Below are 13293 nucleotides of genomic sequence, written 5' to 3'. Positions count from 1 at the left end.
ATGTAAGCGAGGCTCTGCCTCGAAAAGCTGACATTAAAATTGGAGGCAGAGCCTCCGGATCTGTGTTACCAGGCTCTTCCTGGTAACAAGTAATCGCCACAATTAGGACAAGCATGGCATCTACAACACATCAAGACACATCTGTCAATAGCAAAAATTCCGGCTGGCTGAGGAACTTATTAGCGATCGGCATTTTACTTGGTATCGGATTTCGGTTTTTTGAGATCGATCGCAAACTGTACTGGCACGACGAAGCTTACACATCAATCCGCGCCGCTGGTTTCACCCGCCAAGAAATCGACAACGAACTATTCCAAAACCGGATTATTCCTGCACCACAATTGCAAAAATATCAGCGGATTAAACCGGGAAGTACAGAAGCAGACACGATTCGTTCTTTAGCACTAGAAGACCCGCAGCATCCGCCTTTATACTTTCTCATGGCTCGTTGGTGGATGCAGGAATTTGGCAGTTCTCTAACAGCATCGCGCAGTTTGCCAGCAATATTGAGTTTGCTGTCGCTGCCTTTGATGTACGCTTTAGCTCAGGAACTTTTCGCCTCGAATTTGGCGGCGTTATTAGCAACAGCACTTTTGGCTTTATCACCCTTTGACATATTGTTTGCTCAGACAGCAAGGCAGTACAGTTTGCTAACAGCCATAGTTATTGGCAGCAGTTGGCTGCTGCTGAGAGCAGTGCGGTTGCGGGGTTGGAAAAATTGGGTATTTTACTCGCTGGCGATCGCTCTTGGTTTCTACACTCACCCATTCTTCAGTTTAACACTCATCGGACACGGAGTTTTTATAATTTCTTACTGGCTGTTTGTCAAAAAAACAAAATTGCGAGGTCATGTAACTAATTCCCAATTTTTTTTAGCAGTAACAGCAGCTTTAATATTGTATATTCCCTGGATTTACGTGCTGGCCACCAACCTGGAACGAGCATCAGTTACGACAGATTGGACGCGAGTATCTCCGGGTTTGCTGTATCTTGTCAAATTGTGGATACTCAGCTTTACAGCCTTATTTTTTGACTTCGACTTCGGGTTTGATAATAGTTGGACTTATCTGCTGAGATTGCCATTTTTGCTGTTAATTGTGGCAGCCCTTTACACAATCTGCCGCCGCACTAGCAGTTCAACTTGGCTGTTTATTGTAACATCAATTTTTGTACCTTTTTTGATACTGGCATTACCGGATCTAATCCTAGGCGGCAAACGTTCGGCCGTCAGCCGTTATCTGATTTCCTGCTTTCCGGGAGTGCAGCTAGCAGTTGCTTACTTGCTCGCCAGTAACGTGAAAATTCAGCAGCGGTTTTGGCAAGTCATTTTAGCCCTGGTTTTTACAGCAAGTATAGCATCCTGTACAGTCAGCGCTTTTTCTGATACTTGGTGGAGCAAAGACTTGAGCTATTTTAATGCTGAAGTTGCGAAAATTATTAACAAAGAGGCGATAGCTAATCGATCGATTAAAGATACAATTGTAATTAGCGATCGCGGCAACGATTTTACTAACATGGGAGATTTGCTTTCTCTGAGTTATTTGCTCGACAAAGACGTGCGGCTGATGCTGATGAGCCAGTCGCCGGAAATCGAGATGCTGAACAAATATTCGGCTCCCCTAGTGTTCCGCCCTTCGGAAAAATCGATCTCGGCATTTAAGCGAAATCAACGGCGGTTAGAGCCGATATTGGAATATGCCAGACTTTTTCGAGCGCGGCGAGCTTCTTAAAGCAGATTGACAGAAATGGACGATCGTCCCCGACACTCCCCGGTAGGGTACGTCAGTGGATTTTAGATTTTAGATTTTAGATTTTAGATTTATTCCACAGATGAATCTGGGAGATTAAACTTTGGTCTAAAATTTTTGGATATTCACGATAGGAGTACGTGGCACGGTATCGGTTTTTGGGCGGGGGCTGAAAAAACTGTTTGAATTGCCTCAAATATTTCGACTGACGCACCTTAAATCACTATTTGGGCATTTTTGTCAATATTCCCGGTAAAGTGCGTCAGACAAAAAACTGTGTGAGTTGTCTCAGGTATTTGGGCTGACACACTTGACATCATCAGCAATAATTATTTGAAGAGTTAGGATAAAGCGCCATGCAAGAGTTAAATAATTCATCTTCCGAATCCGCGCAGAAGTTTCGCGATCTTCAGGCAGAATTACGGGAACGTTGGCGAGCGATAGAAGAATTCGACGGCGGAGATTGTGACATTATTATCATTCCTTCTGTCAGCTTAGATCAGCAAGAAATGCAGAAAGTTGAGGGTGCTTACCACTACGAAGAGCGGCATTTATTTTCATTGATTCGCCTGCGAAATCCCCGCACGCGCTTAATTTACATTACCTCGGAACCCTTGCACCCGATGATTGTGGATTATTACCTGCAATTGCTGCCGGGAATTCCATTTTCTCACGCGCGCGATCGGCTTTTGCTGTTCAGTGCTTACGATGCTTCTGCCAAATCCCTCACCCAGAAAATTTTAGAGCGCCCCCGCTTGATGGAGCGCATTCGTCAAGCAGTGCGGCCGACAAAATCCTATATGGTTTGTTATAACTCGACGCCCTTAGAACGGGAGTTATCTGTTCAATTGGGGATTCCTTTGTTGGCTAGCGATCCGGATCTGTTATACTGGGGAACCAAAAGCGGTAGCAGGCAAATTTTTAAAGAATGTGGCGTGCCTTATCCTGACGGTTCCGAGTTGGTGTGGAATGCGGAAGATTTAGCGGAAGCTGCGGCGGATTTGTGGGCAAGGCAGCCGCATTTGCAACGGATCGTAATTAAGTTAAATGAAGGTTTTTCGGGGGAAGGGAATGCAATTTTAGATCTGAAGTCCCTCGCAGGTAAAACATCTACAGAAAGAGCGAAGGCAATTGGCGATAGCTTCCATAATTTGCGCTTTCAAGCAACGGGCGAAACCTGGGAAAATTTTAGCAGCCGCATTCCCGAATTAGGGGCAATTGCCGAAGCATTTATCGAAGGAGAAGAAAAGTTCTCGCCCAGCGTTCAAGGCAGAATTGTCCCCAGCGGCGAAGTAGAAATTCTCTCAACCCACGACCAAATTTTAGGAGGCCCAGACGGTCAAATTTTCTTAGGTTGCCAATTTCCTGCCGACGAATCTTACCGAATAGCGTTGCAAGAATTGGGATGGAAAGTTGGGAAAAATTTAGCCGAAAAAGGTGCTTTAGAGAGATTTGGAGTAGATTTTCTCGCGGTGCGCCAATCAGACGGCAAATGGGATATGCAAGCAATAGAAATTAACTTGCGGAAAGGAGGCACAACTCATCCCTTTATGGCGCTGAAGCTGTTAACAAATGGTCGGTACGAACGTTCGACAGGATTATTTTACAGCCTGCAGGGCCGTCCCAAATATTATGTCGCTTCGGACAATTTAAAAAAAGAGCGCTATCGGGGATTATTACCGAACGATTTGATGGATATTATTGCTGACAATCAACTGCACTTTGACAGCGGTACTGAGACGGGCAGTGTGTTTCATTTAATGGGTTGTTTGTCGGAGTTTGGTAAATTGGGAGTGACGAGTATTGGCAATTCGCAGCAAGAAGCTGAGGATATGTATAACAAAGTTGTGAAAGTTCTCGATCGCGAAACGTGAGGCGATTTTAGATTTTAGATTTTAGATTTTAGATTTGATCCAGTCATATCATGTCCGATCGATTAACCATAATATCCCGACCGGGGCGGGTTTTTGAGATTGTCAATTATTGACGATTATGGTTGGTGAACCCGCCCCTACCTAATTTCGGGTGATCGACCGGACATCATATCAGTCAGCTTAGATCCCCCACTTCGCAGAAGTTGTCGGGGATCTAGCTAATTTTTAGGGGGATAAAGGGGCGTGGGGTCGATCGAACCTGTGCGGTTGAGCGGCCAAAAACGCACAATTGCCCTACCAATGATATTTTGCTTGGGTACAAAGCCCCAATAATGGCTGTCACAGCTTGCGTTTCGGTTGTCGCCGAGCACCAAGTAAGAATTTGGAGCTACAACTACAGGCCCGTAGGGATACTGTGGAATTTCTTCAATATATTTTTCCTGTAGCGGCTGCTTGTTAATAAAAACTTTTCCCTCTCTGACTTCCACAGTGTCCCCTGGAAGTCCGATCACTCGCTTGATATAGGCATCTTTGATCGGTGGTGGCTGTCCCGTGCACAAACTAGCCTGGTCAGGAGGCATAAATACGATAATATCTCCTCGCTGGGGCTCTTGGAATCGATAGCTTACCTTATCTATAATTAATCGATCGTTAATTTGTAGGGTTGGGAGCATCGAGCCGGTGGGAATGTAGCGTGCTTCGGCAACCAGGGTGCGGATACCAAAGGCCAAAAATGCTGCTAAGCCGATCGTCTTAATTCCTTCGATCCAAGGATTTTCGGTTTCTTGCGGAGGTTTTTCGTCGGCTGACTTGTCTAGACGAGTCATAGGGTATTGTAGTGACTGAGCTGGATACGAATTATAAACTTAATAATGCTTCCATGCTAGCACGCTGTTTACTGAATTAAGGATATCTTATGACTGCCCAATCAAGTTTGTTAATCCGTCGCGCTCGCATTCTTTTGCCCAATGGTGAGTTTTTGGTAGGAGATGTACAAATATGCGATGGCAAAATTGTCCAAGTGGCTGCTGAAATTGTCGAATCGGGCGATCGAGAAATAGATGCCAAAGGCTTAACTCTGTTACCCGGAGTAATTGATCCCCAGGTACACTTCCGCGAACCGGGTTTAGAACACAAGGAAGACTTATTTACCGCTAGCTGTGCTTGCGCTAAAGGCGGCGTGACATCGTTTCTGGAAATGCCGAATACGCGACCTCTGACCACAACCCAAGCTGCCTTAGATGATAAACTAAGTCGCGCTGCCGAGAAGTGTTTGGTCAATTACGGCTTTTTTATTGGGGCTACTCCTGAGATTTTACCCGATTTGTTGGATGCCAATCCGACTCCCGGAATTAAGGTGTTTATGGGTTCGATGCACGGGGACTTATTGATGGATGATGCAGCAAATTTAGAGGTAATTTTTGCGAAGGGCGATCGACTAATTGCGGTACACGCAGAAGACCAAGCTAGAATCAACCAGCGTCGTCAAGAATTTGCTGGTATTACCGATATTGCAGTTCACTCGCAAATTCAAGACAATCAAGCAGCTTTATTGGCAACTCAACTAGCGGTAAAACTTTCTAATAAATATCAGCGCCGACTGCATATTCTGCACCTTTCAACGGGGGATGAAGCTGAGTTTTTGCGCCAGGAAAAACCGAGTTGGGTAACGGCAGAAGTAACGCCGCAGCATTTGTTGTTAAATACCAGCGCCTATCAAAAAATTGGCAGTTTAGCTCAAATGAATCCGCCTTTGCGCGAGCCCCGCGATAACGAAATACTTTGGCAAGCTTTACTCGACGGCGTAATTGATTTTATCGCCACAGACCATGCGCCACATACATTAGCAGAAAAAGCTCAAGATTATCCGAATACGCCGTCTGGAATGCCCGGTGTCGAAACTTCTTTGCCTTTGATGCTGACCCAAGCAGTAGAGGGAAGATGTACAGTGGCACAAGTTGCTAATTGGATGTCGGCGGCAGTTGCTAAGGCTTATAAGATTCCGAATAAAGGGCAAATAGCACCGGGTTTTGATGCAGATTTAGTCTTAGTTGATTTGGAGAAATACCGCCCGGTAGTCGGCGCAGAGATGGCGAGCAAGTGCGGCTGGAGTTCCTTTGAAGGATGGAATTTAACTGGATGGCCAGTTGTGACTGTTGTGGGAGGAAAAGTTGTTTTTGAGAATGGTAAATTGGATACAAATGTGAGGGGAGAAGCATTGACATTTGACGCTGAGTAAGCATGACTTTAACTCAAGTGTTATAATTGGGTATTCCTGCATCGCAAAGGCGATATTACCCATGCTTCTTCAAGAACTAGAAACACAACTCCTGGCCTTAACTCCTACTGAGAAAGCTGAAGCCATCCGGCTTTTAACCCAAAGTTTAAACAATAGCTGGCCAGGAATTACCAAAACTCCCGACGTGTGTGGAGGCGATGCTTGCATTGCCAAAACTAGACTTCCCGTTTGGCTGTTCGTGAGTTTGCGCCGTCAAGGTTCAAGTGATGCTGAACTTCTACAATTTTATCCCCAGTTGAATGCTGCAAACTTAGTAAATGTCTGGACTTATGCTGAGGCTAACTCCGAAGAAATTGAAACAGCACTCCGAGAAGAAGCAGCAGCAATGATGCAGGAAGTATAATTTATGGCACGTCTCTATGCAGATGAACAGTTCCCGTTTCCTGTTGTGGCATTGCTGCGAAATTTCGGTCACGATGCCCTGACTATTCAAGAGGCAGGAAATGCCGGAGATGATGACCCCGAAGTATTAGCTTTTGCTGTGAATAACGATCGGGCGGTTATGACGCAAAATCGTCGGCATTTCATTCGCTTGCACGCTCAACAACCAAATCATGCGGGTATTATCGTCTGTACAGACGATAAAAATCTAGAAAGGTTGGCAACACGCATCAATGATGCTATTGCTGGTGAAGAAAATTTGAGAGGTAAATTGATTCGAGTCAACCGCCCGCCGCAGTAAGTACGCGCGAGCGTAGCTATCCCGTAGGGAATCGCCTTTTCTCAATTTTCCAATTCCCAATCCAATAACTCGCCAGTCCGCATCTCTTGAATTTGCCACGGGAGCATCCCGCTTTTTAACTAAGCATAACTACTCATTTTAATCTCATTATTTAAATACGCACATCTTAGTCTTAAAATTTGAGGCACGTTTTTTTCTTTCCACTGTGCACCTACAATCTTAATTCTTGCTCCAATCTGTTTAATTAAAGACTCTACAGCTCCCGAACCAATATCAATACCCTGATGCAAGATAATTCTGGTAATTTGGGATTCTTGACTGATGTTTTCGGAGATAATTCTGGAAATTTTCACTTTCTTTACCTCTAACTCCTACAAATTCGGCTATAGCTTCTACTGTTGACCCTTGCCACAGTTGGCTCTCGACTCTTCTGATTCGTTTGAGTGACCCCCCTACTTTATGTAGATTTTCTCTCAAATGATACCAATCTAATACTTCTCTTCTTTGCTCATTAGTCCCAATTTGATTAAACAGATTCCACACCCCATCATGACCATCTCCCAAACAGGTTATCGGCTCATTTGAAAGTTGGCTATTTACCCACTCCACTAAATCTGGATTATTTTGGAAGAAGGCGGCTGCTACTTGATTATGGATCTTAACTGCTTTATAATTTCTCCATACACTTTCTTTTCCTAATGGAGTTCTCAGCCTGACATTTCCTCCGTCTATACTCAATGCTTCTACTTCCTCCGTAGCTTGAGCCGAGGAGAATTCGTAACGCTCTAACAGTCGATGTTGTGTACTGTGCGGTACATAAATTCCTGTCAACATTTTGAGGTCTCTCTCGGCATTGGCAAAAGACTCATTTCCCACTAATAATAAACAACATTTCTCCAGATTAGGACTCAGGCGACTTCCCTTCTTCACTCCCAGCCTTTGGGCTTGTTTGCTCGATAGACTTATTTCTCCTACACAACTTTTTATGGTTCTTTTTCTTCCCGAACCTTTTCCCCCCGCCGAGTGAAAAAAAAACCGCTAATTTCTGGTGCTACTGTCTCAATTAAATGTTCCCTCACACTCAGTTCTACGGATTCAAAGCTTTGTAGATTGTCTACTGGGGTATTCTTATAAAGGATCTCTGCTATTTCTTGGAGATTTATTTTGAGCTTCTGCTGTTCTTCTGGGGTCATGCTAACTTGGATTATGGTAATTTATCTGCTTTCTATTATGCCATCAGCTTCGCCAGACAATTGTTTGAGTATTTATACTGACTACAAAAGTGGGATGCTCCCTTTGCCACCCGTTATCGAGATAAGTCCAAAAAATTTGTCAATAATTATCTGGTTGGTAGTGCAATCAGGACTGAACCCCAAATTTTTGCTAAACTTATAAAAGTATATTCCCTTACGATCGAGGCGATATTACCTATGCTCCAAGAACTAGAAACACAACTTCTTGCCTTAACTCCGATCGAGAAATCTGAAGCAATACGGCTGTTAACCCAAAGTTTAAGCAATAGCTGGCCGGGAATCACGAAGACTCCCGGAGTTTGTGGCGGTGATGCTTGTATTGCCAAAACTCGGATTCCAGTGTGGCTGCTTGTTGGTTTTCGCAATGAAGGTTCAAGCGATTCCGAACTTCTACAATTTTATCCCCATCTAAGTGCTGCTGATTTGGTCAATGTTTGGACTTATGCTGATTCACATATAGAGGAAATTGAAGAAGCAATCAGCAAAAATGAGGAAGCATAACTTATGGCACTATTGTATGCAGACGAACAATTTCCTTTGCCAGTTGTGGAATTGCTGCGGGCTTTTGGTCACAATGTGCTTACTGTTCAGGAAGCAGGAAAAGCAAATCTGGGCATTCCCGATCCTGAAGTCCTAGAATTTGCTATTACTAACGATCGAGCTATTTTGACATTAAATCGGTTTGATTTTATCGGGCTGCACAACCGAAAGTCAAACCATGCAGGTATTATTGTCTGCACAAAAAATCGGAATGTAGAAATGTTGGCAACACGCATCAATGATGCTATTGCTGGTGAGGAAACTTTGAGGGGGAAATTGATTCGAGTCAACCGTCCGACGCCGTAAGTTCGATCGCCTTTTCTCAAATTTCCAATTGCCAATCCAATAAGTCGCCATTACCAATTACTTCAATTTGCCGCCCGTTATCTAGATAACTTAAAGAAATTTGCAAATAATTTTCGGGTTTGTACTGCAATCTTTCCGCCCATTCGATCGCCACAATTCCCAAATCCATTTCTAACCCGTCCCAATAACTTTCTAAGTGCAAAGCCTCCACTTCGTCGGGTTCTAGTCGATACAAATCTAGATGATACAGCGGAATTCGTCCTCCAAAATACTCGTTAATCAGGGTGAAAGTAGGACTCTCGATCGAGTCTGAGATTCCTAAACCTTCAGCGATGCCTTGAACCAAGGTAGTTTTGCCCGCACCTAAATCTCCTTGTAATAAGATTACAGTGCCGGCGGGGAGCGATCGACCTAACGCAACACCAAACTTGCGCGTAGCCTCAGAATCTGGAAGCAAAGTTTTCATTTCAATAATTAGTCATTAGTCCTTAATCATTTGTTATTTGTTACTCGCTTGCGGCTGCTAATAACCAATAACCAATAAAATTAGTCAACTGTCCACTGTCAACACTCAACAGCTTAAATGTTCTGGGCGCGGCCGTACCAACGCAGCAACATTCCCGCCAACCTTTGAGAATTGTGGCGAATTAAACCCGTATTTTGATCTTCATCCATGACATTGGCGATGACAACTCGCCGCCCCAATTGCGTCACGGCTTCTCGATCGAGCACAACCGGATAAGAATCCTCCTGAGAATAGCGAATCAAAGCCTTTGCAGAAGGGACTTTTCCTTGAACTACTACAGCATCGAACAGCGGCCGACCGCAAGCGCGGTCGATCGCCCGAATGTGGTCTGCAACACTGTATCCGTCAGTTTCCCCCGGCTGAGTCATAATATTGCACACATAAATGCGGGGAACTTCGCTATTGGCGATCGCATCAGCAATTTCCGGCACCAACAAATTCGGAATAACACTCGTATAAAGACTCCCCGGCCCAATAATAATAAAATCCGCTTCCCGAAGTGCTTGGGCGACCTTGGGCAACGCCGGAGGATTAGCAGGAGTGCAGCCAATTTTGATGATTTTTCCGTTAGCTTTTGTAATGCTTGACTCCCCCTCAATCCTGCGGCCGTCCGCCAGTTCTGCCCACAAAGAAACGTCGCTCAGAGTAGCCGGCAGCACCTCTCCCCTAACTGCTAAAACTTTAGAACTCGCGGCGATCGCCTGTTCCAAATCTCCAGCAATATCGCTCATCGCTGTCAAAAACAAATTCCCAAAACTGTGACCCACCAAACCGTCACCAGCCCGAAAGCGATATTGAAATAACTCAGTCAATAACTTTTCCTCATCTGCCAAAGCAGCCAAACAATTGCGAATGTCTCCCGGCGGCAATACCCCAATTTCCCGCCGCAGCCGCCCGGAAGACCCGCCATCATCCGCCACCGTGACAATAGCAGTGATTTTGGCGCTGTAATCCTTCAATCCCCTGAGCAAATTGGAAAGGCCCGTACCGCCCCCAATTGCCACAATTTTCGGGCCGCGGTGCAAGCGACGGTGGTTGAGGAGTCGATCGACCAGTTCCTCGTTGCCTTCGGGCATCAGCACTTGGGTAATAGAGTTCAAACTGCGAGTTTGTCCCCACAGAATTAATAAAATCCCGCCAGCAATGATGATCGGGCCCGACACGTAATTAGGAACAACTTCCGCAATCCACGCCAAAAAATTTCTCAATAATTGCAATAAGAAGAAAATGGGAGTCATCCCAGTCCAAATCGCTAAACCCAAAGTGGCAAGTACCACGCCGCTGGCACTAATCAGCAGCCACCGTTTCACTAACAGTCCGGGGGCTAACCACTTAAACCACTGGTGAACTCGCCCGTTCCGCAAAGAAGGGGGGTAAGGATTTCTGGATTGGGCAAAAACCTGCTTGGCTTTAGCCAAGACGCGGAGGGCTTTAGGAAGTGAACTAATTGACATGGTTAATTAGTCTTAAGGGTATTGGAACAGCTCGATCTGACAAATTTACAATACAAGAGAGTTTTGATTCTGGCAGTCAATTTAAGTAATTAGTGATTAGTCATGAGTCATGAGTCATTAGCTAGACTGATGACTGATGACTGACAACTTATTGATAACATCCTATGGCTGAGCCACTAATCGAACTCAAGGGGGTAAGTAAGTCCTTCGGCCAGAACCCGATCCTCGATCGAGTGGATCTGAGGATTTATCGGGGAGAGGCCCTGGCAATTATTGGCCCTTCCGGGACGGGGAAATCTACGATTCTGCGGATAATTGCGGGTTTGTTGGCCCCGGATGCCGGTGAGGTTTTTGTTCAGGGACAGCGCAGAGTCGGATGGGTGGACGACGTGGCAGATCCGATCGGAATTGGGATGGTGTTTCAGCAAGCGGCTTTGTTTGATTCGCTGACGGTGGAGGAGAATGTCGGTTTTTTACTTTACCAGCATTCTAAGCTGCCGCGCCGCCGCATTCGGGAATTGGTGGAGGAAAAGTTGGAGATGGTGGGTTTGCCGCGAATTGGCGAACGCTATCCGGCGCAGTTGTCTGGGGGAATGAGGAAGCGGGTAAGTTTTGCCCGCGCTATCATGGCGAATCCTGATAATGACAGGGATAATCCAGAGGTTTTGCTGTACGACGAACCGACGGCGGGTTTAGATCCGATCGCTTCGACGGTAATTGAAGATTTAATCAGGGACTTGCAGGCGGCCCAAGGTGTTTGCAGCACTTATGCGATCGTCACTCACCAAGACAGTACCATCCGCCGCACTGCCGATCGCATCGTGTTTCTCTATCGAGGCAAAGTGCAGTGGGAGGGAACTGTCAATGACATTGCATCGACAGATAATTTACTTATCCGACAATTTTTTAGCGGCAGTGTTACTGGGCCAATTCAAGCGCTTGGATAGTCAGCCAATTTTAGATTTTAGATTTTAGATTTTAGATTGAAATGACCGATGATGAATGACTAATAACCAATGACCAATGACTAAGGAGGTAATATGCGATCGCGAACTGTAAGAGAAGGTTCTGTCGGGTTCTTAATTTTAGTAGGAATCGGTTTATTTGGCGGCTTAGTGCTCTGGCTGCGGGGCGTGCAGGTAGGGAACCGCAGCTACAAATTCGCCGTAGAATTTGCCAGCGCCCAAGGAATGCAAATAGGTACGCCCATCAGGTATCGCGGGGTTGCAGTCGGTAAAATTACCGCCCTCCAACCGGGTTCCAACGGCGTAGACGTGACGCTGGAGATTGCCCCCGGAACTTTAGTGATTCCCAGGGATGTTACGATCGAAGCGAATAAATCGGGTTTAATTGGCGAATCGTCGATCGACATTACCCCCAACTCGATTTTGCCAGAATCATTAGTTACCGCCAATCCCGTTAGTGCCGACTGTCCCCCAGAGATTATCTGTCAAAATTCGCGCTTAAAAGGTCAAGCTGGAGTCACTATCGATGAACTAATTAAATCCACAGTCCGCCTAGCTAATTTCTACACTGACCCCGCGCTGTTCAACAATATTAAATCTCTTGCAGAAAATACAGCAAACACAGCTAAAGGTGCAGCTAAACTCACTCAAGATTTATCAAGCTTAACTCAAACTGCCCAAGCGGAAATAAAAACTTTAAATCAATCTGTAAGGGGAGACCTTGGGAGTTTAAATCAATCTGTCAAAACCGAAATAGCAAGTTTAAATCAATCATTAAAGGGGGAAGCTAGCAGTTTAAATCAATCATTAAAGGGAGAAGCTAGCACCTTAAATCAATCGCTCAAGACGGAAATATCAGCCGCCGCCGCTGATGTTTCTAAAGTAGCAGCTACTGCGGACACTTCCACAAAAGCCGTATCTGCCGCTGCGATAAATTCTGCTAATGCAGTAACTCAAGCAGCCAATCAAATTACATTAACAGCCAACCAAGTCAATTCTTTAGTAGCAACCAACCGCGGCAGTTTAGTCTCTACTCTGAATAACATCAATCAAAGCAGTCAGGAACTGCGGGTAGCTGTCAGCAGTTTGAGTCCGACAATAAATCGAATCAACCAAGGACAATTGCTGAACAATTTAGAAGTTTTATCAGCGAATGCGGCCCAAGCTTCTAGTAACTTGCGAGATTTATCCAGCCAGGTAAACAATCCCGCCACTTTGCTATTATTGCAGCAAACCCTAGATTCTGCACGAGCTACATTTCAGAACGTGCAGAAAATTACTTCCGACGTGGATGATTTGACAGGAGATCCGGCTTTCCGCAACAATATTCGCAGGTTATTCAACGGATTGGGAGGCTTATTGGGTTCGACAGAACAACTGCGACAGCAAGTTAAAGTGACTCAAACATTAGCTCCCCTTTCTGAGAAAGTAAATGCGAGTAAAACTGCCAGAAATCAATCAGTAGAGCCGGGATTTCCCAGCTTGCAAAAACAGCCCAAATTGCCTGTTATACCTTCTCAAACTGCAAGATCAGCAGAACCAGTGGCTCCCGAAAATACTCCTTAAAACAGGGTATCATTGAATAACCGCAATTATTGCAAGATTCGCGAGTTGCTTTAGTTACTAAGGTGCGGCTTTCGCAGCCG

Annotated in this window: 12 protein-coding genes and 1 pseudogene; 9 read left to right on the top strand and 4 right to left on the bottom strand. The window is 45.3% G+C overall.

Features of this window, described 5'->3' with window-relative positions:
* The first annotated feature begins 113 nt into the window (after positions 1-113).
* Together QT973_RS16525 and QT973_RS16520 are read left to right on the top strand one after the other, a co-directional pair.
* Complete coding sequence (locus QT973_RS16525) at positions 114-1730, top strand: glycosyltransferase family 39 protein (protein WP_333391719.1); 1617 nt, start codon at positions 114-116, stop codon at positions 1728-1730.
* A 374-nt stretch (positions 1731-2104) separates the two neighbouring features.
* Positions 2105-3622 (top strand): peptide ligase PGM1-related protein, encoded by a 1518-nt coding sequence (locus tag QT973_RS16520; RefSeq protein ID WP_333391717.1) that lies wholly within the window; start codon positions 2105-2107, stop codon positions 3620-3622.
* Positions 3623-3840: 218 nt separating this feature from the next.
* On the opposite strand, the gene lepB is transcribed toward QT973_RS16520, so the two are convergent.
* Positions 3841-4449: a signal peptidase I gene (gene lepB / locus QT973_RS16515; RefSeq protein WP_333391715.1), complete on the bottom strand. Its 609-nt coding sequence runs from the start codon at positions 4447-4449 to the stop codon at positions 3841-3843.
* Positions 4450-4538: 89 nt separating this feature from the next.
* Here lepB and QT973_RS16510 point away from each other — a divergent pair, with 89 nt between their 5' ends.
* The 3 genes from QT973_RS16510 (at position 4539) to QT973_RS16500 (ending at position 6603) form a co-directional block, all read left to right on the top strand.
* Positions 4539-5861, top strand: a complete 1323-nt coding sequence (locus QT973_RS16510) for a dihydroorotase (protein ID WP_333056226.1) — start codon at positions 4539-4541, stop codon at positions 5859-5861.
* 61 nt (positions 5862-5922) lie between these two features.
* Positions 5923-6264 carry a DUF433 domain-containing protein gene (locus QT973_RS16505; protein ID WP_015174644.1) on the top strand — a complete coding sequence of 114 codons (342 nt, stop codon included), beginning with the start codon at positions 5923-5925 and terminating at the stop codon, positions 6262-6264.
* Between the two features lie 3 nt (positions 6265-6267).
* The gene (locus QT973_RS16500; RefSeq protein ID WP_333056227.1) at positions 6268-6603 is read left to right on the top strand and encodes a DUF5615 family PIN-like protein; all 336 of its coding nucleotides are present in this window, start codon (positions 6268-6270) and stop codon (positions 6601-6603) included.
* A gap of 119 nt (positions 6604-6722) precedes the next feature.
* On the opposite strand, the pseudogene QT973_RS16495 reads toward QT973_RS16500, so the two are convergent.
* Positions 6723-7796 (bottom strand): annotated as a pseudogene (locus tag QT973_RS16495) (ISKra4 family transposase).
* A 237-nt stretch (positions 7797-8033) separates the two neighbouring features.
* Here QT973_RS16495 and QT973_RS16490 point away from each other — a divergent pair.
* Together QT973_RS16490 and QT973_RS16485 are read left to right on the top strand one after the other, a co-directional pair.
* A complete protein-coding gene (locus QT973_RS16490; protein ID WP_333056228.1) occupies positions 8034-8357 on the top strand; it encodes a DUF433 domain-containing protein in 324 nt (107 codons plus the stop codon).
* A 3-nt stretch (positions 8358-8360) separates the two neighbouring features.
* Positions 8361-8702, top strand: coding sequence for a DUF5615 family PIN-like protein (locus QT973_RS16485; protein WP_333056229.1), 342 nt, complete (start codon positions 8361-8363; stop codon positions 8700-8702).
* Positions 8703-8718: 16 nt separating this feature from the next.
* Here QT973_RS16485 and tsaE read toward each other — a convergent pair whose 3' ends face one another.
* Both tsaE and QT973_RS16475 read right to left on the bottom strand, forming a co-directional pair.
* The gene (gene tsaE / locus QT973_RS16480) at positions 8719-9168 is read right to left on the bottom strand and encodes a tRNA (adenosine(37)-N6)-threonylcarbamoyltransferase complex ATPase subunit type 1 TsaE (RefSeq protein WP_333056230.1); all 450 of its coding nucleotides are present in this window, start codon (positions 9166-9168) and stop codon (positions 8719-8721) included.
* 113 nt (positions 9169-9281) lie between these two features.
* Positions 9282-10682 (bottom strand): gluconeogenesis factor YvcK family protein, encoded by a 1401-nt coding sequence (locus tag QT973_RS16475; RefSeq protein ID WP_333056231.1) that lies wholly within the window; start codon positions 10680-10682, stop codon positions 9282-9284.
* Between the two features lie 164 nt (positions 10683-10846).
* Here QT973_RS16475 and QT973_RS16470 point away from each other — a divergent pair, with 164 nt between their 5' ends.
* Both QT973_RS16470 and QT973_RS16465 read left to right on the top strand, forming a co-directional pair.
* Positions 10847-11629 carry an ATP-binding cassette domain-containing protein gene (locus QT973_RS16470; RefSeq protein WP_333066584.1) on the top strand — a complete coding sequence of 261 codons (783 nt, stop codon included), beginning with the start codon at positions 10847-10849 and terminating at the stop codon, positions 11627-11629.
* 93 nt (positions 11630-11722) lie between these two features.
* On the top strand, positions 11723-13213 hold the full coding sequence (locus QT973_RS16465; protein WP_333056234.1) for an MlaD family protein: 1491 nt from the start codon (positions 11723-11725) through the stop codon (positions 13211-13213).
* The last annotated feature ends 80 nt before the right edge of the window (positions 13214-13293 follow it).

Origin of the sequence: Microcoleus sp. Z1_A1 (assembly GCF_036700305.1) — a bacterium.
Taxonomy (GTDB): Bacteria; Cyanobacteriota; Cyanobacteriia; order Cyanobacteriales; family Microcoleaceae; genus Microcoleus.
Note: the sequence above shows the minus strand (reverse complement) of the source record. Positions and strands in the feature narration are given on the sequence as shown.